The following is a 22,938-nucleotide window of genomic DNA, read 5'->3' on the forward strand; positions in this document are numbered from 1 at the left end:
CCCCCTCGTCGGCCCGCCGCCGGTGGGCATAGGGTTGCCTCGGCACAGAGTGGGTGTCCGGGAGCGAGCGCCGCCGTTCCGGACACGGCCGTTTCACGGTTCTTTTTGCTACTTTCTGGGGTGATCGATCCGGCACCGGCCGGGTGTGCCGACGAAGGTGCCGGTCAGACCGGTGGCGTTTCCGGAGGGAGAGTTCTGTGACGGAACAGGGCGTGGGGGTGGTCCGCCCGCTGCCGGGAGAGGGCGTGGTCGCGCACGTGAACGGCCTGCTGCTCGTGTGCGCCGCCGCTGAGCAGCCGGTCGAGGAACTGCTCGGCGCGCTGAACGAGACCGCCACGACGGGGGGCGACGGCCGCGCGCTGGCCCGCCGGGTGGCCCAGGTACTCGCCAGGGCGATGGACCGGTCGATCGGCGGCGAGCCCGTCACCTGCGCGGTGGCCGGCCCCGCGGGGGGCGGTGTCGCGGTGCTTGTCAGCGGGGCCGCGCTCGCGGTCGTGTCGGGAGGCCCCGACGGTGAGGTCCGGCTGGCCGGCCGGGACGCCCTGACCTGGACCGACAGGCTCGTCAACGGCCCGGTGACCCGGATCGAGCTGCGCCTGCCCGGCGCGGGCCAGGCCGGGCCGTACGCCCGCCTGGACGGCGGAGTGGTCGGCGGCGCCGGGATCGAGTGCGACTTCAGCCAGAGCGGCGAGCTCGCCTTCCCCCCGCTGCCGCCGCGGCCCCCGCACGGACAGCCCTACCAGCCGCCGGCTCCCGGGCTGCCCGAGCCGATCTCCCCCCGCGAACCGCTGGTCCCGCCGCCGCCCATGCCGCCCGGTCCCGTTCCCCCCGCCGTGCCGCCGGAGCCCGGGCTCGCGCCGCCGTACCCCTCGCAGCCGCCGCAGCCCGTCTCCTCGCCCTATCTGCCCCAGCCCTCGCAGCCGCTCGCCCCGCCGCCCCCGATCTCCGACCCCGCGTCGTCCGGGCCGTTCGGTCCGCTGCCGCCTTACCTCGGGACGCCGCAGCCGGACCAGCAGCCGCCGCTCCCCGAGTCCGTGCCGGGCCCGGTGTCCGGCCCCCAGCCGGTGCAGGAGCCTGGCCAGGACCCGCACCCGCTGTACGACACCGGGCCGGACCTGCCGCAGCCGTACGACAGGCCCGGCGGCGAGGACCGGCCCCGTCAGGACGCCGGCGGCGCTCCCTTCGAGCCGGCTCCGCCCTACGAGCCCCCCGCCTACGACCCAACCGCGTTCGACGGCCCCGCGTTCGAGGGGCCCGGCTTCGACGGCCCGGCCTTCGAGAAGTCCGGGTTCGAGAAGTCCGGGTTCGAGGGCCCAGGGTTCGAGGGTTCCGCCTACGAGCCCGCCGCGCACGCCGCCCCCGCGGCGCAGGAGGAGGACGCGGGCGAGGCCACCCAGCTCGACGTGACGCCCGAGCGTGACTCGCGCCCCATGGTGTACGGCGTGGACTGCACGAACGACCACTTCAACGACCCGCGGGCGACCTACTGCTCGATCTGCGGGGTGCCGATCGACCAGCGGGCGGTGGTGCCCTACAAGGGGCCGCGGCCGCAGCTCGGCGTGCTTCAGCTGGACGACGGGATGTCGCTCCCGCTGGACGGCGACTACGTGCTCGGACGCGACCCGGAGCGGGCGGCGGAGGTGCAGTCGGGGGAGGCCCGGCCGGCCCGGGTGACCAGCCCCGACGGATCGGTGTCCCGCCGGCACCTGCGCGTGTTCCTGGAAAACTGGGACGTCAACCTGCTCGACCTCGGCTCGGTCAACGGAACGCAGATCCAGCCGCCCGGCGACCCGAACTTCTATGACATCCCGCCGAACGAGCCCGTGCCGATCCTCCCCGGCACGACCGTCCGGGTGGGTGTCTCCCGCACCATGCGCTACGAGGGGCTCCGCAACGCGTAGGGCGTACGGAGCTCCCCGCCGATCCGCCGGCCGTCCGGGCCGCCGCTCGGACGCCGAGCCTCGCCGCCGCCCCGGCGGCCGAGGCAGTCCCCTGTCCCGGAGGTGACCGTGAAGCTCGGCCTGCACTACTGGAACTTCTCGACCCCGGCCGACCCGGCGCTGATCGCGCCGACGCTGGCCCGGACGGCGCGCGTGGCCGACCAGGCCGGCCTGTCGTCGTTCAGCGTCATGGATCACTACCTGCAGATGCAGACGGCGGCCAGCCACGCGGACGAGCCGATGCTCGAGGCCTACACCACGCTCGGCTACGTCGCGGCGCTCACCGAGCGGATCCGGCTCGGCGTCCTGGTCACGGGTGTCATGTACCGGCACCCGGGGCCGCTGGCGAAGATCGTGACCACGCTCGACGTGCTGTCCGGCGGCCGCGCCCAGCTCGGGCTCGGCGCCTCCTGGTACGAGCGTGAGCAGCGGGCGTACGGCGTGCCCGTGGTGCCGATGGCCGAGCGGTTCGAGCGGCTGGAGGAGACGCTGCGGATCTGCCTGCAGATGTGGAGCGAGGACGACGGGCCGTACGAAGGGCGGCACTACCGGCTGGAGGAGACGATCTGCGTCCCCGCGCCGCTCTCCCGTCCCCGCCCGCGCATCCTGATCGGGGGCGGCGGGGAGAAGAAGACCCTGCTGCTGGTCGCCCGGTACGGCGACGCCTGCAACCTGTTCGCCCGGGGGCGGGACGAGGTAGCCCGCAAGCTCGACGTGCTGCGGGCGCACTGCGAGGCCGAGGGGCGCGACTATCAGGCCATCGAGAAGACCGTGATGTACAGCAGCGGTTCGGTGCTCGACCAGACCGACGCGTTCCTCGCGGAGATCGAGGAGTACGCCAAGCTCGGCGTGGCTGAGGTCCAGGTGCTCCCGGACCGCGACCCGGCGGCCTTCGCCGAGCTGCTGGCCGAGCGCGTCGCCCCCCGGGTGGCCGCCGTCGGCTAGGAGGCCCCCGATACGGAGGGCAGGCGGCCGGGTGGTCAGGCGGTGAGGCGGTCGAGCTCGGCCAGGATGAGCCGTTCGAGGCGGTCGTCGGGGACGCGGCCGGGGTAGAGCAGCCGGTGGACGCTCAGGCCGTCCACCAGCGCGAGGAGCCGTTCTGCCACGTCGTCGAGGTCCTCGTCCAGGCGCCCGCCGGTGCGCACCTCGCCTGCCTCGGCGGCCGACCTGAGCAGGCTCACCACGAGATAGCGCAGTTCGGCGGCCTCGCGCCGCTGTACCTCGAGAAGAGCGGGGTCGGTGAGGCTGCGCCCCCAGAAGCCGACCTCAAGGCCGGTCTCGCCTCTGCGCTCCTCGTCCAGCGGCACGTTGTCGAGGAGGACCTCGCGCAGGGCCGCGAGCCCGGTCAGCCCGGCGAGCCTGGCCCGGAGCCGCTCGGCGATCCTCCGGTGCGACGCCTCGAGGGCCGACACGAGGATGTCGTCCTTGTCGGCGAAGTAGTGGGTCAGGACGCCGTTGGAGTATCCGGCCTCCCTGGCGATGGCCCGGGTCGTGGCGGCGTCGATGCCGTCCCGCAGGATGATCCGCCGGGCGGCCTCGACAACTTCCTCCCGCCGCTCCCCGTGGTCGACGATCTTCGGCACGGCTGTTCCCCCTTCGGGTTGACCTTTTAGTCGGTCGCCCGTCTATTATGCGCACATGTCGGTTGTGACGGTCGGCGTGCACATCGTCGACGTGCTGGCCAGGCCGGTGGAGTCGATCCCCTCGGGGCAGGACACCCACCTGCTGGAGCAGATCCGCATCACCGCGGCGGGCGCCGCCGCGGGCACGGCGGTCGACCTCGCGAAGCTCGGGGTCCCGGTGGCCTCCCTCGGCGCCGTCGGCGACGACGAGCTGGGCGACTTCCTCCTGATGATCATGGCGCGGCACGGCGTCGACGTGGGCGGGGTGGTCCGCAGGACGGGCGAGCAGACGGCCGCCTCGATCCTGCCGATCCGCCCGGACGGCGGCCGGCCGTCGTTCCACGTGCCCGGGGCCAATCTGGGGCTCTCGACCGCCGACATCGACCAGGAGCGCCTCGCCCGGGCGAAGATCGTGCACCTCGGCGGCATGGACGTCACCTGGGGCCTGCACGATCCGGAGTTCTTCGCGCTGCTCGACAAGGCGCGCGAAGCGGGCGCCGTGGTCACGATGGACCTGCTGTCGAACATGCCGGACCTCATGCCGGCGGTGCGGTCGTTCCTCCCGCACGTCGACTACGTGCTGCCCAACGAGGAGCAGGCGCTCATGCTCACGGGCGCCGCCACCGCGGCGGAGGCCGCCGCCGCCCTGCTGGCCGACGGGCCGCGCGGCGCGCTGATCACCCTCGGGGCCGCCGGCAGCCTGGTCGTCACCCCCTCCGGCGCGGTGACGGTGCCCGCGCTCGACGTCCCGGTGGTCGACACCACGGGCTGCGGAGACGCTTACTGCGCCGGCTTCGTCGCCGGCCTGCTGGGCGGCCGCGACGTGCTCGCCGCCGCCCGGCTCGCGACCGCCGTGGCGGCCCGGGTCGCCGGGGGCCTGGGCTCCGACGCGGGCCTCGACGGGCCGATCACGGAGGGTCCCGTCACAGGCGGGCCACTCACCCCGGACGCCGGATCCGGCGCCACCGACAGCGGCGGGGCCGGTGCGCCCGGCGCCGCCGACCGCTGACAGACGGGAGAACCCCCATGTCGCTCGACGCCTCCCTGCGGGCCCGCGCCGCCAAGGTCGTCCCCGGTGGCATGTACGGCCACCTCAACGCGGCGCTCCACGGTGAGAGCTATCCGCAGTTCTTCGTCCGGGCAGAGGGCGCCCGCCAGTGGGACGCCGACGGCCGCGAGTACGTCGACCTGATGTGCAGCTGGGGCCCCATGATCGTGGGCCACCGCAACCCGCGGGTCGAGGCCGCGGCGGCGGCACAGCAGGCGGCGGGCGACTGCCTGAACGGGCCGGGCCCGATCATGGTCGAGCTGGCCGAGCTCCTCGTCGACCTCATCCCCTCGGCCGACTGGGCCATGTTCTCCAAGAACGGCACCGACGCCACCACCCAGGCCCTCATGGTGGCCAGGGCCGCCACCGGCCGCACCAAGGTGCTGGTGGCCCACGGGGCCTACCACGGCGCCGACCCCTGGTGCACGCCCGGCCTGTCCGGCGTCACGCCCAGCCAGCGCGCCGACTCGATCGAGTTCACCTACAACGACCTCGCGAGCGCGGAGACGGCCGCCGAGCAGGCCGGGGGAGACGTGGCGGCCATCCTGGTCACCCCGTTCAAGCACGACTCCTTCGAAGACCAGGAGGCGGCCGACCCGGCCTTCGCCCGCGGCGTGCGGGCCCTGGCCGACCGGCTCGGCGCCGCGCTGGTGATCGACGACGTGCGGGCGGGCTGGCGGCTCGACCTGCGCGGCTCGTGGGAGCCGTTCGGCGTCCGGCCCGACCTCACCGCGTGGAGCAAGGCCATGGCGAACGGCTTCCCCATCGCGGCCGTCACGGGGACCGACGCCCTGCGCGGACCGGCCCAGACCCTCTACTCCACGGGCTCCTTCTGGTTCTCCGCGACGGCCATGGCCGCCGCCAAGGCCACCATTGAGATCCTCAGGGAGACGGACGGCGTCGCGCTGATGCACCGGGCCGGCACCCGCCTGCGCGAGGGAATCGCGGCCCAGGCGGCGTCACACGGCTTCGTGGTCAGGCAGACCGGCCCCGTGCAGGTCCCGTGGCTGTCGTTCGAGGGCGACGAGACCCTGGAGAAGGGCATGGCCTGGGCGGCCGCCTGCCTGGACGAGGGGGTGTACCTCCACGGGTGGCACAACTGGTTCCTGTCCACCGCCCACACCGACGAGGAGATCGACCGGGCCCTGCAGGGCACCGACGCCGCCTTCGGCAAGCTGCGGGCGGCGTACGGGGCCGACTGAGGCCGGTTCGGCCGATCTCTCCGGTCGCTCCCGGCGACGCGACGGGGCGAAGGCCCGCGGGAGGGGCACTAGCCTTTCCCCATGGGTTTCCGCAGGCACGGCCCGTTCCAGGCCGGAGATCAGGTCCAGCTCACCGATCCCAAGAACAAGCGGCACACCGTGACGCTGAAAGAGGGCGGTGTGTTCCACACGCACAAGGGGTCGATTCCGCACGATGACCTGATCGGCCAGCCCGAGGGCTCGGTCGTCCGCTCCTCCGGAGGCACGGCCTACCTGGCGTTCCGTCACCTGCTCGCCGACTACACCCTCTCCATGCCCCGGGGCGCCGCGGTCGTCTATCCCAAGGACGCCGCGCAGATCGTGGCGATGGCCGACATCTTCCCCGGCGCGCGCGTCGTCGAGGCCGGCGTGGGCTCCGGCGCGCTCACCTGCTTCCTGCTGCGCGCCGTCGGCCAGGAGGGGGCGCTGACGTCCTACGAGCGCCGGGCCGACTTCGCCGAGGTCGCCACGAAGAACGTGGAGAAGTTCTTCGGCGGTCCGATGGAGCAGTGGCGGCTCGTGGTCGGCGACTTCGTGTCGGCGCTCGACGAGGCCGACGTGGACCGGGTGATCCTCGACATGCTCGCGCCGTGGGAGTGCGTCGACGCCGCCGCGAAAGCGCTCACCCCCGGCGGAGTTATTTGCTGTTATGTGGCGACTACGACGCAGATGTCGAGAACCGTGGAGACGCTGCGGGAGCACGGGAGTTTCACCGAGCCCCACGCGTGGGAGACCTTGGTTCGCGACTGGCATGTGGAAGGCCTCGCCGTACGGCCGGATCATCGGATGGTCGGCCACACGGGGTTTCTCGTCACCGCCCGTCGCATGGCGGACGGCGTGACACCCCCACCCCGGCGCAGGCGCCCGGCCAAGGGGGCGTATGGAGAGGGGATCGAACAACTGTGACAATTCAGCCACAACCCGGCAAAACCGCGTGACAAGGGAACATATGGGTGTGTTCCTAATGCTGAGCGAAAGAAACCATCCATAAGGTCTCAAACGCCGAACACCCAACGTAACTACACGAACACTGCCCGGCCAGGTTACGTACAGCGCCAAGATAGGTAGGGTCTTGAGTAGTCGTTCTCGACGGGGAAGGAGGTGACGGGGCGTGGCAGCTCGCGACGACGCTGAGGCTCGGGCCGCGCAGCGCGAACGGGAGGTCGCAGACCTCACAACACAGGTCTCCTTCCTTCAGGAGGAGATCACCGCGTTGCGCCGGAAGCTCGCCGAGTCCCCCCGGCAGGCCAGGGTCATCGAAGAGCGTCTGCATGAGGCGCAGGCCCAGGTGGCCGCCCTCACCAGCCAGAACGAGCGGCTGGTTTCCACCCTCAAGGAGGCCAGGGATCAGATTGTCGCCCTGAAGGAGGAGGTCGACCGGCTGGCGCAGCCGCCATCCGGTTTCGGAGTCTTCCTCGAAGCCAGGGAAGACGGCACGGTCGAGGTGTTCACCGGCGGCCGCAAGCTCAGGGTGAACGTCAGTCCCGCCGTGGACGTCGACTCGCTCAAGCGTGGCCAGGAGGTCATGCTGAACGAGGCGCTCAACGTGGTCGAGGCTCTCGGCTACGAGGACGTCGGCGAGATCGTCATGCTGAAGGAAGTGCTGGACGGCGGAGAGCGCGCCCTGGTCATCTCCCACGCCGACGAGGAGCGGGTTGTCAAGCTCGCCCACTCGCTGCTCGACCAGCCGATCCGCGCGGGCGACTCGCTTCTGCTCGAACCGCGCTCCAACTACGTCTACGAGCGGATTCCGAAGTCGGAGGTCGAGGAGCTCGTGCTTGAGGAGGTCCCCGACATCTCCTACGAGGAGATCGGCGGCCTCAGCCGGCAGATCGAGCAGATCAGGGACGCGATCGAGCTGCCCTATCTGCACGCCGACCTGTTCCGCGAGCACAAGCTCCGCCCGCCGAAGGGCGTGCTGCTCTACGGGCCGCCCGGATGCGGCAAGACGCTCATCGCCAAGGCCGTGGCCAACTCCCTGGCCAAGCAGGTCGCGGAGAAGACCGGCCAGTCCGGCAAGAGCTTCTTCCTCAACATCAAGGGTCCGGAGCTGCTGAACAAGTACGTCGGCGAGACCGAGCGGCACATCCGCCTGGTCTTCCAGCGGGCCCGTGAGAAGGCATCCGAGGGCACGCCGGTGATCGTGTTCTTCGACGAGATGGACTCGATCTTCCGCACCCGTGGTTCCGGCGTCTCCTCCGACGTCGAGAACACCATCGTCCCCCAGCTGCTGTCGGAGATCGACGGTGTCGAGGGCCTGGAGAACGTCATCGTCATCGGCGCCTCCAACCGCGAGGACATGATCGACCCCGCGATCCTGCGGCCCGGCCGTCTGGACGTCAAGATCAAGATCGAGCGGCCGGACGCCGAGGCGGCCAAGGACATCTTCTCGAAGTACCTCGTCAGCGACCTGCCCCTGCACGCCGAGGATCTCAGCGAACACGGCGACAGCCGTGAGGGCACGATCTCGGCGATGATCCAGCGGGTCGTCGAGCGCATGTACGCCGAGAGTGAGGAGAACCGCTTCCTCGAGGTGACCTACGCCAACGGCGACAAGGAGGTCCTGTACTTCAAGGACTTCAACTCCGGGGCCATGATCCAGAACATCGTGGACCGCGGCAAGAAGATGGCCATCAAGGAGTTCCTGGAGACCAAGCAGAAGGGCCTGCGGATCTCGCATCTGCTGGCGGCCTGCGTGGACGAGTTCTCCGAGAACGAGGACCTGCCCAACACCACCAACCCGGACGACTGGGCCCGCATCTCCGGCAAGAAGGGCGAGCGGATCGTCTACATCCGCACCCTCGTGCAGGGCAAGCAGGGCACCGAGGCCGGCCGGTCGATCGACACGGTCGCCAACACCGGTCAGTACCTGTGACCCGCAGGCCCTGACGGGCGCCGCGCGCCGACCGGCGTGCGGTTAGAGCGTCACCCATGGAGGGCGGCGCGATCCACGATCGCGCCGCCCTCCGGCGTGCGCCCGGCAGGACAGAGCGATACGAGAGAACGGTAAAGATCGGGGGGAACCGGGACAGGGCCTCGTTACGTCCAATATGGCGTGATCTACCTAAAGGTGCGCGAGTGACTTCTGTGCCTTCCCCGGGCCGGCGAGCCACCGGGCCGGCGAAGGGGGTCCGCCTCTTCGAACTGGACGTCCTGCGCTTCGTCGCCGCCTTCGCGGTGATGTCGTTCCATTACCTGGCGGCCAGCAAGTCGCTCTGGAACGAATATCCGACGACGCTGTTCGCCCCGGTCGACCATCTGACGACGCTCGGCATCCTGGGCGTGGAGCTGTTCTTCCTCATCAGCGGGTTCGTCATCCTGATGAGCGCGTGGGGACGCACGGTCGGGGAGTTCGCCGTGTCCCGTGTCTCGCGGCTCTACCCGGCGTACTGGTTCGCCGTGATCGTGATCTTCATCATGTACCGGTTCAGCGGCGTGACCAGCTTCGACCCCAAGCTGACGACCGGCGAGTACGCGCTGAACCTGACCCTCTTCCAGGGCGCCTTCGACGTGGGCCACGCGGGCGCGGTCTTCTGGTCTCTGTGGGTGGAGCTGCGCTTCTACCTCCTGGTCGCGGTGTTCGCCCTCTTCGGGATCACCCTGTGGCGCTGCCTGGCCTTCATGGGCGCCTGGTTCGCGCTCGCGCTGCTGGCCGAGTACACGCAGAACGACGCGCTCGTCTTCCTCTTCCAGCCCCGGCAGGCGCCGTACTTCATCGCGGGCATGGCCTTCTACCTGATCCACCGGTTCGGCCCGCGGGCAGCCGGGCTGCTGTCCTGGCTGTTCGTGGCGGGCGGCTACGCCATGGGCGTGTACGCCGCCCTGGAGCGCGTGGCGGAACGGGTGCGGCTGGTCGGCGCCAAGCACTACCCGGCCCCGCCGCCCGCGGTGATCGCCGCGATCACAGTGATCTTCCTGCTGATGGCGGCCGTGGCGCTGGGGTGGCTGAGATGGCTGCGCTGGCGCCGTCTGATGGTCGTCGGAGCACTCACGTATCCCCTGTATCTGCTGCACCAGACCGTCTCGGCCGTACTGATCCCCACATATCGGGACGCGCTCGACCCCTGGTTGCTGGCCGCGATCACCATGACGGTCTCGATCGCGCTCGCCTACCTCGTGTACCGGGTCGTCGACAGGCCAGGTCAGCGGTGGTTGCGCGCCCGGCTGAGTGCCCTGCTGCCGTCGTCGCGGAGGCGGGGAGGCCGCGGATCGGGCCGTTCCGCTCCGCCGAGGCGGCCGGTCCCGGCGCAAAGTCGGGAGGCATCTGTGCCGTAACTGTCCGGTAGCAGGGCATAGAGAAAGGGCTAGGCTCGGTTATGACGACAACGGCCTGAAGCAGGCGGGGTGCGAATGACGGTTCGGCGGGTGATGGGCATCGAGACCGAGTACGGCATCGCCGTACCAGGTCAACCGGGAGCCAACGCGATGGTGACCTCCTCACAGGTCGTCAACGCGTATCTGGCGGCGTCGGCCGCCCGGGCTCGCCGGGCCCGGTGGGACTTCGAGGAGGAGAACCCGCTCCGCGACGCACGGGGATTCGACCTCGCCCGCGAGGTGGCCGATCAGAGCCAGCTCACCGACGAGGAACTCGGCCTCGCGAACGTGATCCTCACCAACGGGGCGCGGCTCTACGTCGACCACGCGCATCCCGAGTATTCGACGCCCGAGTGCACCAACCCCCGGGCGGCGGTCATCTGGGACAAGGCGGGAGAGCGGGTGATGTACGACGCGGCGGTCCGCGCGTCGTCGATGCCCGGCAACGCGCCGATCCAGCTCTACAAGAACAACACCGACGCCAAGGGCGCCTCCTACGGCTGTCACGAGAACTACCTGATGCGCCGGGCGACGCCGTTCGCGGACATCGTCCGGTACCTGACGCCGTTCTTCGTCACCCGCCAGGTGGTCTGCGGGGCCGGGAAGGTCGGCATCGGGCAGGACTCGCGCGGCGAGGGCTTCCAGATCAGTCAGCGCGCCGACTTCTTCGAGGTCGAGGTCGGCCTCGAGACGACGCTCAAGCGCCCGATCATCAACACCCGGGACGAGCCGCACGCCGACCCGGAGAAGTACCGCCGGCTGCACGTGATCATCGGCGACGCCAATATGTCGGAAATTTCGACATATTTGAAGCTTGGTACGACGGCTCTCGTCCTCGCCATGATCGAGGAGGGATTCCTCACCACCGACCTGTCGCCGGAGTCCCCGGTGGCGGCCCTGCGGGCGGTGTCCCATGACCCCACCTGCCGGTACGAGATCGCCCTGCGCAACGGGCGCAAGATGACCGCCGTCCAGCTCCAGATGGAATACCTGGAGCAGGCCCGCAAGTACGTCGAGGACCGGTTCGGCTCCGGGGCCGACGACATGACCAAGGACGTGCTCAACCGCTGGGAGTCGGTGCTCACCCGGCTCGCCGAGGACCCGATGCAGTTGTCGCGCGAGCTCGACTGGGTGGCGAAGCTGGAGCTGCTCGAGGGCTACCGCACCCGTGACGGGCTGCCCTGGTCCCATCCCCGGCTCCAGCTCGTCGACCTGCAGTACTCCGACATCCGGCCGGAGCGCGGCCTCTACAACCGGCTCGTCGCCCGCGGGCGCATGCATCGGCTGGTCACGGACGACGAGGTCGACCGCGCGGTCGAGTTGCCGCCCACCGACACCCGCGCCTACTTCCGCGGGCGCTGCCTGCGGCAGTACAGCGACTCGGTGGCCGCGGCCTCGTGGGACTCGGTGATCTTCGACATCCCCGGCCGGGAGTCGCTGCAGCGGGTGCCGACGCTGGAGCCTCTGCGGGGCACCAAGGCGCACGTGGGCGAGCTGCTGGACAACTGCCGCACCGCCGCCGACCTCGTCGCCGCTCTCACCGGCCAGGGCTGAGCCGCCCCTTTCGCCGCCCGGCTCGTACGCGGCCCGCACCGGCCGTTCCGCGTACGGGCCGCAGACGCGATCAGAGCGCGGGGTGATCGGGCACCGGCCAGCCCCGGTGATCCGTGCCCTGCGCCGGCCCTGACGGTCGCAAAGGTGGCCGTACGGCCGCGTGGGCCGGCGTGTGGGCGGCCGGGCGGGCGGCGGGCAACTCCCCGGAGCTGCGGCCGGGCGGAGCGGCGGGAATGCCCTGCCGCCGCAGCACCTCGGCGAGCAGCTTCGTGGCCTCGTCTGCGCTCAGCCGATCAGCCGGGTCGGGCCGCAGCAGCCCGTCGAGCACCTCCCGGAGCGGGCCCGCCCGCCTGGGCGCGCCGGGCTCCCGCGTCGCCGTCTCGCCGGAGCCGGCGAACCCGCCGGGACCAGTGGGAGCAGCGGGACCGGTGAGACCAGCGTGCCCGGCGGGCTCGGCGCCGAGGTGGGGCGGTCTGCCCTCCACTCCGCAGTACAGGGTCGCGCCGAACGACCACAGGTCCGCGGCCGGTGTCATGACCTGGTCGCGCAGGCGCTCGGGAGCCAGGTATGGGCCCGCCCGCAGGTTCGGCACGGTCGCGGAGGTGTCCGGGCCGCGGTCGAAGGCCGCGATCCCGAAGTCCGTCAGCACCACCCGGTCCTCGGTCAGCAGGACGTTGCCGGGGCGGATGTCCCCGTGGACGACACCCATGGTGTGCGCGTGCCGTACGCCCGACAGGAGCTGGAAGCCCACCCAGGCGGCCCAGTGCACCGGGAGCCTGCCCAGGTGCCGCACGGTCTCGCTCAGCGTGAGGCCCTGGAGCAGCTCGGTGACGATCCAGAGGCGGCCCTTGTCCTCGAGGAGATCGTGGACCGTGATCACGGCCGGATGGCTCAGCCGGGCCGCAGATCGAGCCTCACGCAGCGCCTGGCGCCGTGCCGCGGCCAGGTCCACGACGTCGGGCTCGTACGGCGGCTGCACCTCCTTGATCGCCACGTCGCGCTTGAGGCGCAGATCGTGCGCGTGCCACATGATGCCCCCGCCGTTGCGGCGGACAGGGGACAGCAACCGGTAGCGGTCGGCCAGCAGTTCCCGTGCGCCCGTTCCCATCACCCATCCGCGTGCCACCGGCTCACCGTCTTCGAGCTCTCCCATTGTCGTCCTGATCCGGGGGGCGCCGCGCGTGATGACGGTTACGGTACGTGTGACGTCCATAACGATCCGATCTCCGAGCCCGGTGAGCGCGGGGGCGTGATGGAGAAGACAGAGATCGCGAAGCCTTTCGCGCGCAATGTCGGCGGGTTCGGGGAAGATATGGGGAAAGGGGTCCCCGAGCACCGGAGGTATCAGGATGGCCACGAAGGAGACGGGCGGCCAGAAGCAGACCGGCCGGCAGGAGAACGAGGTCGAGGAGACCGAGGCGCAGGCGTCCCCGGACGTCCAGGAGCGCCACGAGAAGCTCACCGACGACGTCGACGCGATCCTGGACGAGATCGACGAGGTTCTTGAGGAGAACGCCGAGGAGTTCGTCCGTTCCTACGTGCAGAAGGGCGGCGAGTAGCGGGACCCGGGGGCGGGTGGCGCGCCCCCGGGGCCGCCCCGCGTCACGGCGGGGAGGCGGCCGTCCCGCCCTCGGGCCCGGCGGCGGCCGGCCAGGCCTCATCCGCCAACCAGCGCCTCCTCGGTGACCGGGCCGTCCGGGCCGTCCGGGCCGCCTGGACCCTCCGCGGCGCACTCCCCGCCGACCGGGATGCCGGCCCACCCGGCGTACCGGGCGACGACCCGCTGGGCCGTGACGATGTCGGTCCGCGCGCCCGGCAGCCCGGTGAGGGGCGGCGTGTCCTCCGTCACGAACCGGTGGAACGCGAGGAGCTGACGCTCGAAGGCCTCGGCGACGTCCCGGTAGACCGTCGTGCGTTCCGTGATGCCCACCCGGCAGGTGAGGCTGAAGTGGGTGGGGGCGTTCAGCAGGTACGGCGAGGGGAACCGCAGTTGCAGCGACCCGTGATCGTGGTGCAGGGTCACGATCTCGCGATAGGCAGGATAGCCCGGCAGGTGGTGCCAGCGCAGGCCGTATCTGCCGCCCCCGGGCAGGACGCCGCTGATCTCCAGCGAGGGCGGGAAGGCGTCGGCGGGCCAGACCGCCACGTGGTCGACGGTGTCGGGCGGCCCGACGAGCAGCCGCATCAGCGACAGGTCGAGGCACACGCTTCCCAGCACCACCTCGGCGTACAGCCTGCGCAGCCGGTGGGCGGAGGTGCCGAGCGCGGTGGTCAGCGCGCGGTCGTCCGCGCCGAGGTAGGGGGCGAGACTCGAGGGCGACGGCCGCGACGGCCGGGCCCGCGCGAACAGCAGCTGCGACTCCTCCGACGGGTGCAGCACGGTCACGTCCATGTGGCGCACCCCGGCCGGGCCGCCGACCTCGTGCAGCGTCTCCAGGAGCCGTTGCGTCGCCGGGTCGTACTGCTTCATGTAGCCGACCATCAGCCGGGCGTCCTCGGGGATGCCGCGCAGCTCCGCCCTGCTGTACGCGAGGGGCTTCTCCGACAGCACCCACAGGCCCCGGTCGAGCGCGGCGCGCACCAGCGGGCCGTGGGATCCCGGGGTCAGCACGATGAGCGCCTCGAAGCCTCCGGCGTCCAGCATCCGCGCCGGGTCGTCGAACGCCGGCACTCCCAGCCGTCGGCCGAACTCCGCGGCGTGGTCCCCGTCGAGGTCGCAGACGGCGCCGATGCGGAAACCGTCCGCGCGCCGGGCGAGCAGCGGCAGGTAGACGACCTGTGCGATCGCGCCGAGCCCGACGATCCCCACTCTCACCGTGTCCACGGCCCCTCCTCGTCCGATTGATCCCTATCCATCCCCACTCGTGGAGATTTCTGTGTGATTGCACCTTCCCGTCCGCCGGGCGGCGCAACCACCGGTCCGGAAGGGTCAGCCGCACAGGGCCAGGACCTCGTTGGACGTGCTCTCCAGCCGGTGGAGGCCCGGCCGGGCGGCCAGCCGGGCGCGGTCCCCCCGGACGACCGCGCGGGTCTCCGGGCCCCAAAGGATCAGTCCGTCGGCGTCCACGGCCAGGAACTCCTCGCCGTACCGCAGGAGCAGCGGGCCGTCGGGTGACGCCGAGACGGCCGTGCGCCCGGCCGCGACCGCGGCCACCACCGCCTCCGCGGCCGCGCCGGCTCCATGTGCCCGCGGGCCGCACGCCGCCGCGTCGGCGAGCACCCACGTGGCCGGCTCGCCCGGCGGACCGCCCTCCCTGGGGCTGTGGTAATCGCCGCCGCCCACGGCCACCAGCTCGTCGGACCAGGCCTGGCCCCAGGCGAGGGGCGCGCCCCAGGTGCGGTCCCACCAGCTCCGGTGCCACAGCTCCGCCACCCGGGGCCGGTCGGCCATGGGGTGCCGCCAGGCGCAGTCCGCCGCCACCGGGTGGTTCACCGACAGGACCCCGCCGGCCGCCCGCACGGCTGCTGCCCACTCGTCCGGGGGCCGCCGGAAGTCGACCCAGCCGATCGCGCCGAAGGCGTTGGCGTGGCCGAGGTCGGTGGTGATCTCCTGGCCGGGCACGAGCACGATCCCGGCCGCCGCGCCGGCCGCGGCCAGCTCGGCGTGGTGGCTCACCGTGTTGTGGTCGGTGATCGCCAAGTAGTCCAGCCCCCGGCCGGCGGCGACACGCGCGAGCTCGAGAACGCCGAGCGAGCCGTCGGAATGGTGGGTGTGCGCGTGGAGATCTCCGGCCAGCCACCGGAACCCGTCCACCGCCGGCAGGCCACGCCGCGCCGCGGCCGGAACCCGGGCCGGCGGGCGCGTTGGGCGCGGCGGCGGCCCGCAGCGGCCGGGATGCCCGGACGGAACGGCCGGGGGCCGGGCGTGTGCGACGACCTCGATCTCGTACGGCAGGCCGGCGGCGGGCACGCGGTGCAGGCCGACCAGCACGTGCCACAGCCCCGGCTCCGGCTCGCCCGGCAGGTAACCCGGGGTCGCCCAGTCAGTCGTGACGGTGTACCCGTCCCGCGCGCCGCCCGACCATCCCCGGAAGCCGTCAGGGCCCGCGCAGCCGAGGTCGAGCACCCCCGCCGCCCTGTCGTAGGACAGGCGCACCGTCAGGGCGGCCGTGCCGGGCCGCACCTCGACGGGCACCTCCACGACCGGCCCGGCCAGCCGGTCGCCGAGCGTCCACGTCCCGCGGACGACCGTGCCGCGTACAAGATTCCCCACGACCGCTACCTTCCCCGCCGGCGCCTCCGAGCGCCCCGGAGGGCGCGGTGAGACGCCGGCGTACCTCTGGTTCGCGCTTAGCTGATCGGGAAGAGTGCAACCAGTGCGGAGACATGAGTAGGGTCGGGCGTAACAACGCACGCTTGGAGGGAGTCGCGTGGCATCTCAGCCAGCCTGGATGAACAGCCTCTTCACATATACGGGATCGCCGTCGTTCACCGAGTTTCTCGGGGCGTACGCGCCGGACCTGCTGCCGACGCGTGCCGAGGCGCTGGCGGCCCCGGTGGGCGACCAGATCCCCCACGCGACCACGATCGTCGCCGCGACCTGCGCCGGCGGCGTGGTGATGGCGGGTGACAGGCGGGCGACCTCCGGGAACATGATCTCCCAGCGGGACATGGAGAAGGTCTTCCGCGCGGACGACTACTCGTGCATGGGCATCGCGGGCACCGCGAGCACCGGCATCGAACTGGCGCGGCTCTTCCAGGTCGAGCTGGAGCACTACGAGAAGAACGAGGGACGCTCGCTGTCCACCGAGGGCAAGGCGCACCGCCTCGCCACGATGATCCGCGGCAACCTCGCCATGGCGATGCAGGGCCTTGTGGTGGTCCCGCTGTTCGCCGCCTACGACGCCGACCGCGACGCCGGCCGGATCTTCAGCTACGACGTGGGCGGCGGGCCGTACGAGACGCAGAACTTCCACTCGATCGGCTCCGGATCGATCTTCGCCCGGGGCGCGCTGAAGAAGCTGTACCGGGAGGGCGCCAGCCCGCAGGACACCGTTCTCGCCTGTGTGAACGCGCTGTACGACGCGGCCGACGACGACTCGGCGACGGGCGGTCCCGACGTGACCCGCAAGATCTGGCCGGTCGTCGCGGTCATCACCGCCGACGGCTTCCGCCGCCTGCCGGACGACGAGGTCGCCGAGTTCGTCCAGTCCATGCTGGAGGTCCGGATGGCCGACCCGGACGGCCCGACCGCCCCGCTGCGCTAACTCTTCGAGGAAGGAACACCCCCGGTGTCCATGCCCTTTGGATATGCCTCACCCGAGCAGATCATGCGGGACAGGGCGGAGTATGCGCGTAAGGGCATCGCGCGAGGCCGCAGCGTGGTCGTCATGCAGTACGCGGACGGCATCCTGTTCGTGGCGCCCAACCCGTCCAAGGCCCTTCACAAGATCAGCGAGATCTACGATCGGATCGGCTTCGCGGCCGTCGGGCGGTACAACGAGTTCGAGTCGCTCCGGCTGGCCGGGATCCGCTATGCCGATCTGAACGGCTACTCCTTCAACCGCAGCGACGTCACCGGCCGCGGGCTCGCCAACCTGTACGCCCAGCACCTCGGCATGATCTTCACGGAGTCGATCAAGGCGCTCGAGGTGGAGATCGTCGTCGCCGAGGTGGGGGAGAGCCCCCAGGAAGACCAGATCTACCGGCTGACCTTCGACGGCTCGGTCTTCGACGAGCAGGGCATGGCCGTGATCGGCGGCCAGGCCGAGGCGGTGGGCGGCCGGCTGAAGGAGCACTACCGCGAGGCGCTGCCACTGCCGCGGGCTCTCGACGCCGCGCTCAACGCGCTGACCGAGCCGGGCGGCGAGCGGCCCCCGGCCACCCAGCTCGAAGTGGCCGTCCTCGACCGGGGCCGCGAGCACCGCAAGTTCCTGCGGCTGACCGGGCCCAGGCTTGAGCGCCTGCTCGCCGAGGCCGCGAGCGAGGCGCCGCAGCCCCCGGCGGCGGAGGCCCCCGGCACGGGCGCCTCCGGCGACACAGGTGACACGGGCGACACAGGTGACGAGGCGCCGACCGCGCCCGACGGGGACATCGACACGGGTTCCGGCGAGTAGCCGGTCCCAGCGTCGCCGGCGTTCGGTGAGCCGGCGTCAGTGGGGTGGTGCCAGTGGGGTGGTGCCAGTGGGGTGGTGTCCGCCGCCGCGTTCCGTCGAGGCGGAACGCGGCGGCGCCGTGCCCGCCTCACGGCCCGCCGCGCCTCCGGCGTCCGTGGGCCGAACCGGGCTCGGCCGGGCTCGAACCGATGCGTGGAGCCGGTGATGGAGATCACGGGTTCCGGGCGCAACCAAACCGGGATTTCGCTACTCTCATCCGGTTGTGACGACCTTTGACCTGTTCCGACGGGCGAGCATTCCCGCTGCCGCCGTCGCTCTCCTCTCGCTGGCCGCCTGCTCCGGCACGCCCGACCCGGTAGCCGCGCCCACGGCGACCGTGACGGTCACCGAGACGGCGGCCACCGGCGCGCCGGCCCCCGCGGACTCGCCGGCCGCGGGCACGCCCGATGCGTCCGAGACGCCCGGCGCGCCCGCCGGGAACGGCGTCGCCGACCCGACGGCCGACGACTCCCGGCCGCCCATCTCCGCCGCCAACCCGCCGGTCTTCGGCGGCGTCTTCCAGTCGGACCCCGGGCACGACTTCACGAAGGGCATCAGCCCGAGCCGGGACGGCGTGGTCCGGGCCCAGCTGCGCACCATGACGGACGCCAACGTCGTCGAGTACGTCCCCGTCAAGTGGGTCAAGGAGGTCGGCGGCTCCACGGCCGGCCACTTCGAGGGCCCTCCGGAGGGCGACGGCCTGGCCTTCGCGGCGCCGATCGCGAAGGGCGTCGTCTTCCTCAGCGCCGTCGGCTGCGACGGCAAGGACCAGACGATCAACAGCAGTTACGTGGGGACGCAGCGCTGCTCCCGGGACAAGCTGATCAGCCGCGCCGACAAGGGCGACATGTACGCACTCGTCACCGTGCAGGGCCGCCAGATCGTCAAGGTCGTCGAGATTTACGCCGCCTGAGTGTCAGCCCTGTGTCCCGCCGGGCAATAAGCCGTGTGATCCCTGTTCGTTCGCCGGTTTCGGGGAATAGGGTGAGGTGATGGATCGACGCATCTTCGGGCTTGAGAACGAGTACGGCGTCACCTGCACTTTCCGCGGGCAGCGCAGGCTGTCGCCGGACGAGGTGGCGCGGTACCTGTTCCGGCGAGTGGTGTCCTGGGGCCGATCGAGCAACGTATTCCTCCGCAACGGCGCGCGCCTGTACCTCGACGTGGGCAGCCATCCTGAGTACGCCACCCCTGAGTGCGACAACGTCGTGGAGCTCGTGACCCACGACAAGGCGGGGGAGCGCATCCTGGAGGGCCTGCTCGTCGACGCCGAGAAGCGGCTCCGCGAGGAGGGCATCGCGGGCGACATCTACCTCTTCAAGAACAACACCGACTCGGCCGGCAACTCCTACGGCTGCCACGAGAACTACCTCGTCGGCCGGCACGGGGAGTTCGGACGGCTGGCCGACGTCCTGATCCCATACCTGGTGACGCGGCAGATCATCTGTGGCGCCGGCAAGGTGCTGCAGACCCCCAGGGGCGCGGTCTACTGCGTGTCGCAGCGGGCCGAGCACATCTGGGAGGGTGTGTCCTCCGCGACCACCCGATCGCGTCCGATCATCAACACCCGAGACGAGCCGCACGCGGACGCCGAGCGCTTCCGCCGCCTGCATGTGATCGTCGGCGACTCCAACATGAGCGAGACGACGATGCTGCTCAAGGTCGGCGCGACCGACCTGGTGCTCCGCATGATCGAGGCGGGCGTGGTGATGCGCGACCTCTCGCTGGAGAACCCCATCAGGGCGATCCGTGAGGTCTCGCACGACATGACCGGCCGCCGTCGGGTCCGCCTGGCCAACGGGCGGGAGGCGTCCTCGCTGGAGATCCAGCAGGAGTACCTGACCAAGGCGCGTGACTTCGTCGACCGCCGCGGCGGGGACGAGACCAGCAAGCGGGTGCTCGAACTGTGGGAGCGCACGCTGCGGGCGGTCGACACCGGCGACCTCGACCTCGTCTCCCGGGAGATCGACTGGGTCACCAAATACCAGATGATTGAACGTTACAGACAGAAGTACGACCTTCCGCTCTCCTCACCGAGGGTCGCGCAGCTCGATCTCGCGTATCACGACGTGCACCGCAAGCGGGGCCTCTACTACCTGCTGCAGAAGCGCGGGGCGGTCGAGCGGGTCGCCAGCGACGTCCGGATCTTCGAGGCGAAGTCGGTCCCGCCGCAGACCACCCGCGCCAAACTGCGCGGCGAGTTCATCCGGAAGGCCCAGGAGAAGCGGCGCGACTTCACCGTCGACTGGGTACACCTCAAGCTCAACGACCAGGCGCAGCGGACCGTCCTGTGCAAGGACCCGTTCCGCAGCGTCGACGAGAGGGTCGACAAGCTGATCGCGGGCATGTGATCGTCTTACACGGTTCTGACAGCGGGTTCGGGTAGGGTTACCCGGACCCGCTGTCTGTTAGAGGATTTCCACATGCGCCGCCGTACGGCAATCGCCGCTGCACTACCTTTGCTGCTCGCCGCCGCGTGCGGCACCGCGCAGAAGAGCGCGCCCAGCGCCAGCCCCGCCCAGCAGGCCGCCTCCGGCATCAAGGTGGCGGGTGAGGCGGGCAAGAAGCCCACCCTCACCTTCCCGCCGGGCAAGCCCACGCTGACGTCGTCGTCCCAGAAGGTGCTCGAGGGTTCCGGCGAGCCGGCCAAGGACGGCGACGTCCTCATGGCGAACGTCACGGTCTACAACTGGGACGGCAAGGCCAACTCGTCGCCGGGCTCCGACTACGACCAGGGCCGGGCCGAGTTCGTCACGGTCAGCCCCAACCTGCCGAAGGCCCTGCACGAGGCGCTGGTGGGCGCCAAGCCCGGCGGCCGGGTGCTCGCCGTGGTCGCGAAGGACAACCTGACGCCCGACCAGATCAGCCAGGCCAAGCAGGGCGGCACCGACTTCGACACCAGCTCGCAGGTGCTGGTGGTCGACGTGGTCAACGCCACGGCCAAGGCCGCCCAGGGCACCGCCGTCGATCCGGGTGTCAACGGGGTCAAGCTGGAGAACCCGGGCGGCGACAAGGCCCCCACGCTGACCACCAAGACCGCCGCGAAGCCGCCGAAGAAGCTGACGGTCAAGACGGTCATCAAGGGCGACGGGCCGGCGGTGAAGGCCGACCAGACCGTCCTCACGCACTACATCGGGAAGATCTGGGGCACCGACAAGAAGTTCGACTCGAGCTGGGACCGCGGCACGCCCGCGCCGCTCGCCCTCAACCAGGTCGTGAAGGGCTGGTCGCAGGGCCTGACCGGCGTTCCCGTCGGCAGCCGGGTGCTGATCACCATCCCGCCGGACCTCGGGTACGGCAAGCAGGGCAACCCGCAGGGCGGCATCAAGGGCACCGACACCCTCGTCTTCGTGGTCGACGTCCTCGGCGCGGCCTGATCGGCGGCTCCCCGCGCGGCGGCCTCGCCGAGGCCGGGCCGTCGCGCCGGGAAACGACCTAGCCCCCGATCCGGTACGGATCGCCGTACACCTTCCACGTCAGCGGCGGGTCCAGGTCCAGGTTGCCGTTCCGCAGGAAGACCCGCTGCTCGGTGTCGACGCGGCTGGTGTCGCTGTGGGCCTCCTCGGTCTTCATCGCGGCCTTGCGGGCGTCGAGGAACGCGTTGAGGTAGGCGACCTCGTCGCCGCCCCGCGCGGGCGTCCTCGCCTTCTTCGTCGCCGTTTGACGGATGCCGCCGAAGCTGGCGGGGTCCGCGCCGGGCCCGTGCATGACCATGGCGTCGTAGTAGACGAACTGGCCGAGCGCGCGCATACCGTCGGCCCTGGCCTGCCGTACGGCGGGGCCGAAGTAGACCCGGTCGCGTTCGTCGTCCTGGGCCCGCCGGAAGACCGGGTCGGCCGCCGCGGCGCGCCATGCCTTCGGGAAGCCGGAGAGCCCCTTGTGCGCGTCGGTGCCGTTCACCTTCCGCAGCGCGGGAAGGTACGCGGCGAGCGGGTTGCCCGGCTCGCGGCGCGTGTAGAGCTCGACGAGCCTCAGCATGTCTCCGGTGCCGGAGCAGAATCCGATGAGGCCGGCCGTGTAACCGCGGCCGTCGCCGATGTCCTCGATGTAGGCGTACTGGGCCCGCCAGTCGAGTGTGGAGTTCTCCGCGCTGGAGACGAGCTCCATCGCGATCTCCTTCTTCTCCGGGTCCGTGAGGTCGGCCGGGGCCGCCGCGGTGGCGACGACCAGCGGGCTCGCGGCCGTCTCCGGCCCGGGGCCGCCGGGCCGCGGGTGCCGTGCGGCCAGCCCCGCCCGGGCGGTCACCAGGACCGCGCTCGCGGCCAGCGTCAGGGCGGCGGCGCGCCGTGGCCAGGGGTTCTTCATGAGTCCGGGGGTCCGTTTCTCCGCCTGCTCCGGGGGCGGGCGCGTTCGTGCGGGAGGTTCCCAATGAGAGCGGCGCGGTAGGGGGAAGTCAACTTCGGAGCCCGCCGGTCGGCGGGGCGCGGGGGCGCGGCGGGAGACGACTTAGACTCCGGGCTGTGAGGAGCGACGACCTTGAGTCGATGAGCGCGCTCGCCGATCCCGTGCGCCGGCGGCTGTACCGCTTCGTGGCCGGGCGAGGGCGCGACGTGGGACGCAACGAGGCGGCCGAGGCCGCGGGGATCCAGCGCACGCTCGCCGCCTTCCACCTCGACAAACTGGTGGAGGCGGGCCTGCTGGAGGCGGGTTTCCGGCGCCTGGGAGACCGCACGGGGCCCGGCAGCGGCCGTCCCGCCAAGGTCTACCGGCGGGCGGCCGGCGAGCTCTCGGTGAGCCTTCCGCCGCGTGACTACGGGACCCTCGCCTTCGTGCTGGCCGAGGTCGTGGACCTGCTGGGCGACGACGAGCAGGTGGAGGCGGCGGCCCGGCGGGTGGGGAGGCGGTCGGCCGCCGAGGATCCCGGAGCGGGCCTGAAGGAGGCCCTGGAGGCGCGCGGCTACGAGCCGTACGACGAGGGCAGCCGGATCCGGCTGCGCAACTGCCCCTTCCACACGCTGGCCGAGTCACATCCCCGGCTCGTCTGCTCGGTGAACCTCGCGATGTGCGAGGGACTGCTCGAAGCCCGGGGCGAACGGGACGTCGCCGCCGCGCTCGATCCGCGGCCCGGGGAGTGCTGCGTCGCCTTCACCCGAACCGGCCCTTCTAAAAACAACGAAGATTGAC

The 22,938-nt window shown here is 71.4% G+C and carries 20 protein-coding genes; 15 read left to right on the plus strand and 5 right to left on the minus strand.

What is annotated here, in order from left to right; translation table 11 throughout:
• Window positions 1–197 precede the first annotated feature (197 nt).
• Both JOL79_RS07630 and JOL79_RS07635 read left to right on the plus strand, forming a co-directional pair.
• Window positions 198–1,901, plus strand: a complete 1,704-nt coding sequence (locus JOL79_RS07630; RefSeq protein WP_210154970.1) for an FHA domain-containing protein — start codon at window positions 198–200, stop codon at window positions 1,899–1,901.
• Window positions 1,902–2,003: 102 nt separating this feature from the next.
• Window positions 2,004–2,885, plus strand: a complete 882-nt coding sequence (locus tag JOL79_RS07635; RefSeq protein ID WP_210154971.1) for an LLM class F420-dependent oxidoreductase — start codon at window positions 2,004–2,006, stop codon at window positions 2,883–2,885.
• A gap of 35 nt (window positions 2,886–2,920) precedes the next feature.
• On the opposite strand, the gene JOL79_RS35350 is transcribed toward JOL79_RS07635, so the two are convergent.
• The gene (locus tag JOL79_RS35350; RefSeq protein WP_210154972.1) at window positions 2,921–3,523 is read right to left on the minus strand and encodes a TetR/AcrR family transcriptional regulator; all 603 of its coding nucleotides are present in this window, start codon (window positions 3,521–3,523) and stop codon (window positions 2,921–2,923) included.
• 55 nt (window positions 3,524–3,578) lie between these two features.
• Here JOL79_RS35350 and JOL79_RS07645 point away from each other — a divergent pair, with 55 nt between their 5' ends.
• From JOL79_RS07645 to dop, 6 genes are all read left to right on the plus strand, one after another.
• A complete protein-coding gene (locus tag JOL79_RS07645; protein WP_210154973.1) occupies window positions 3,579–4,571 on the plus strand; it encodes a carbohydrate kinase family protein in 993 nt (330 codons plus the stop codon).
• Window positions 4,572–4,588: 17 nt separating this feature from the next.
• Complete coding sequence (locus tag JOL79_RS07650; protein ID WP_210154974.1) at window positions 4,589–5,812, plus strand: aminotransferase class III-fold pyridoxal phosphate-dependent enzyme; 1,224 nt, start codon at window positions 4,589–4,591, stop codon at window positions 5,810–5,812.
• A gap of 81 nt (window positions 5,813–5,893) precedes the next feature.
• Window positions 5,894–6,757 carry a tRNA (adenine-N1)-methyltransferase gene (locus tag JOL79_RS07655; protein ID WP_210154975.1) on the plus strand — a complete coding sequence of 288 codons (864 nt, stop codon included), beginning with the start codon at window positions 5,894–5,896 and terminating at the stop codon, window positions 6,755–6,757.
• A gap of 205 nt (window positions 6,758–6,962) precedes the next feature.
• Window positions 6,963–8,726, plus strand: coding sequence for a proteasome ATPase (arc, locus tag JOL79_RS07660; RefSeq protein ID WP_210154976.1), 1,764 nt, complete (start codon window positions 6,963–6,965; stop codon window positions 8,724–8,726).
• 203 nt (window positions 8,727–8,929) lie between these two features.
• Entirely contained in the window at window positions 8,930–10,126 is a 1,197-nt protein-coding gene (locus JOL79_RS07665; protein ID WP_307848383.1) for an acyltransferase family protein, read from the plus strand.
• A gap of 75 nt (window positions 10,127–10,201) precedes the next feature.
• Window positions 10,202–11,719, plus strand: coding sequence for a depupylase/deamidase Dop (gene dop, locus JOL79_RS07670; RefSeq protein WP_210155185.1), 1,518 nt, complete (start codon window positions 10,202–10,204; stop codon window positions 11,717–11,719).
• Between the two features lie 70 nt (window positions 11,720–11,789).
• Here the strand turns inward: dop and JOL79_RS07675 are convergent, their stop codons facing one another.
• Complete coding sequence (locus tag JOL79_RS07675; RefSeq protein WP_230984404.1) at window positions 11,790–12,872, minus strand: serine/threonine-protein kinase; 1,083 nt, start codon at window positions 12,870–12,872, stop codon at window positions 11,790–11,792.
• 196 nt (window positions 12,873–13,068) lie between these two features.
• Between JOL79_RS07675 and JOL79_RS07680 the strand changes: the two genes are divergently transcribed.
• Window positions 13,069–13,278 carry a ubiquitin-like protein Pup gene (locus JOL79_RS07680; protein ID WP_210154978.1) on the plus strand — a complete coding sequence of 70 codons (210 nt, stop codon included), beginning with the start codon at window positions 13,069–13,071 and terminating at the stop codon, window positions 13,276–13,278.
• Window positions 13,279–13,376: 98 nt separating this feature from the next.
• Here the strand turns inward: JOL79_RS07680 and JOL79_RS07685 are convergent, their stop codons facing one another.
• Complete coding sequence (locus JOL79_RS07685; protein WP_307848384.1) at window positions 13,377–14,543, minus strand: Gfo/Idh/MocA family protein; 1,167 nt, start codon at window positions 14,541–14,543, stop codon at window positions 13,377–13,379.
• Between the two features lie 105 nt (window positions 14,544–14,648).
• Window positions 14,649–15,932: a CehA/McbA family metallohydrolase gene (locus tag JOL79_RS07690; protein ID WP_210154979.1), complete on the minus strand. Its 1,284-nt coding sequence runs from the start codon at window positions 15,930–15,932 to the stop codon at window positions 14,649–14,651.
• Window positions 15,933–16,110: 178 nt separating this feature from the next.
• On the opposite strand from JOL79_RS07690, the gene prcB reads away from it, so the two are divergent.
• From prcB to JOL79_RS07715, 5 genes are all read left to right on the plus strand, one after another.
• The gene (gene prcB / locus JOL79_RS07695) at window positions 16,111–16,926 is read left to right on the plus strand and encodes a proteasome subunit beta (RefSeq protein ID WP_210155188.1); all 816 of its coding nucleotides are present in this window, start codon (window positions 16,111–16,113) and stop codon (window positions 16,924–16,926) included.
• A gap of 30 nt (window positions 16,927–16,956) precedes the next feature.
• Window positions 16,957–17,775 carry a proteasome subunit alpha gene (gene prcA / locus JOL79_RS07700; RefSeq protein ID WP_210155189.1) on the plus strand — a complete coding sequence of 273 codons (819 nt, stop codon included), beginning with the start codon at window positions 16,957–16,959 and terminating at the stop codon, window positions 17,773–17,775.
• A gap of 262 nt (window positions 17,776–18,037) precedes the next feature.
• Window positions 18,038–18,727 (plus strand): hypothetical protein, encoded by a 690-nt coding sequence (locus tag JOL79_RS07705; RefSeq protein WP_210154980.1) that lies wholly within the window; start codon window positions 18,038–18,040, stop codon window positions 18,725–18,727.
• A 79-nt stretch (window positions 18,728–18,806) separates the two neighbouring features.
• The gene (gene pafA / locus JOL79_RS07710; protein WP_210154981.1) at window positions 18,807–20,165 is read left to right on the plus strand and encodes a Pup--protein ligase; all 1,359 of its coding nucleotides are present in this window, start codon (window positions 18,807–18,809) and stop codon (window positions 20,163–20,165) included.
• A 72-nt stretch (window positions 20,166–20,237) separates the two neighbouring features.
• Window positions 20,238–21,191 carry an FKBP-type peptidyl-prolyl cis-trans isomerase gene (locus JOL79_RS07715; protein WP_210154982.1) on the plus strand — a complete coding sequence of 318 codons (954 nt, stop codon included), beginning with the start codon at window positions 20,238–20,240 and terminating at the stop codon, window positions 21,189–21,191.
• 58 nt (window positions 21,192–21,249) lie between these two features.
• Here JOL79_RS07715 and JOL79_RS07720 read toward each other — a convergent pair whose 3' ends face one another.
• Window positions 21,250–22,119 carry a chitosanase gene (locus JOL79_RS07720; protein ID WP_210154983.1) on the minus strand — a complete coding sequence of 290 codons (870 nt, stop codon included), beginning with the start codon at window positions 22,117–22,119 and terminating at the stop codon, window positions 21,250–21,252.
• A 155-nt stretch (window positions 22,120–22,274) separates the two neighbouring features.
• Here JOL79_RS07720 and JOL79_RS07725 point away from each other — a divergent pair, with 155 nt between their 5' ends.
• Entirely contained in the window at window positions 22,275–22,937 is a 663-nt protein-coding gene (locus JOL79_RS07725; protein WP_307848385.1) for a helix-turn-helix transcriptional regulator, read from the plus strand.
• Window position 22,938: the final 1 nt, after the last annotated feature.

The sequence above is a fragment of the Microbispora oryzae genome, assembly GCF_017896165.1.
In the GTDB taxonomy this organism is placed as follows: Bacteria; Actinomycetota; Actinomycetes; order Streptosporangiales; family Streptosporangiaceae; genus Microbispora; species Microbispora oryzae.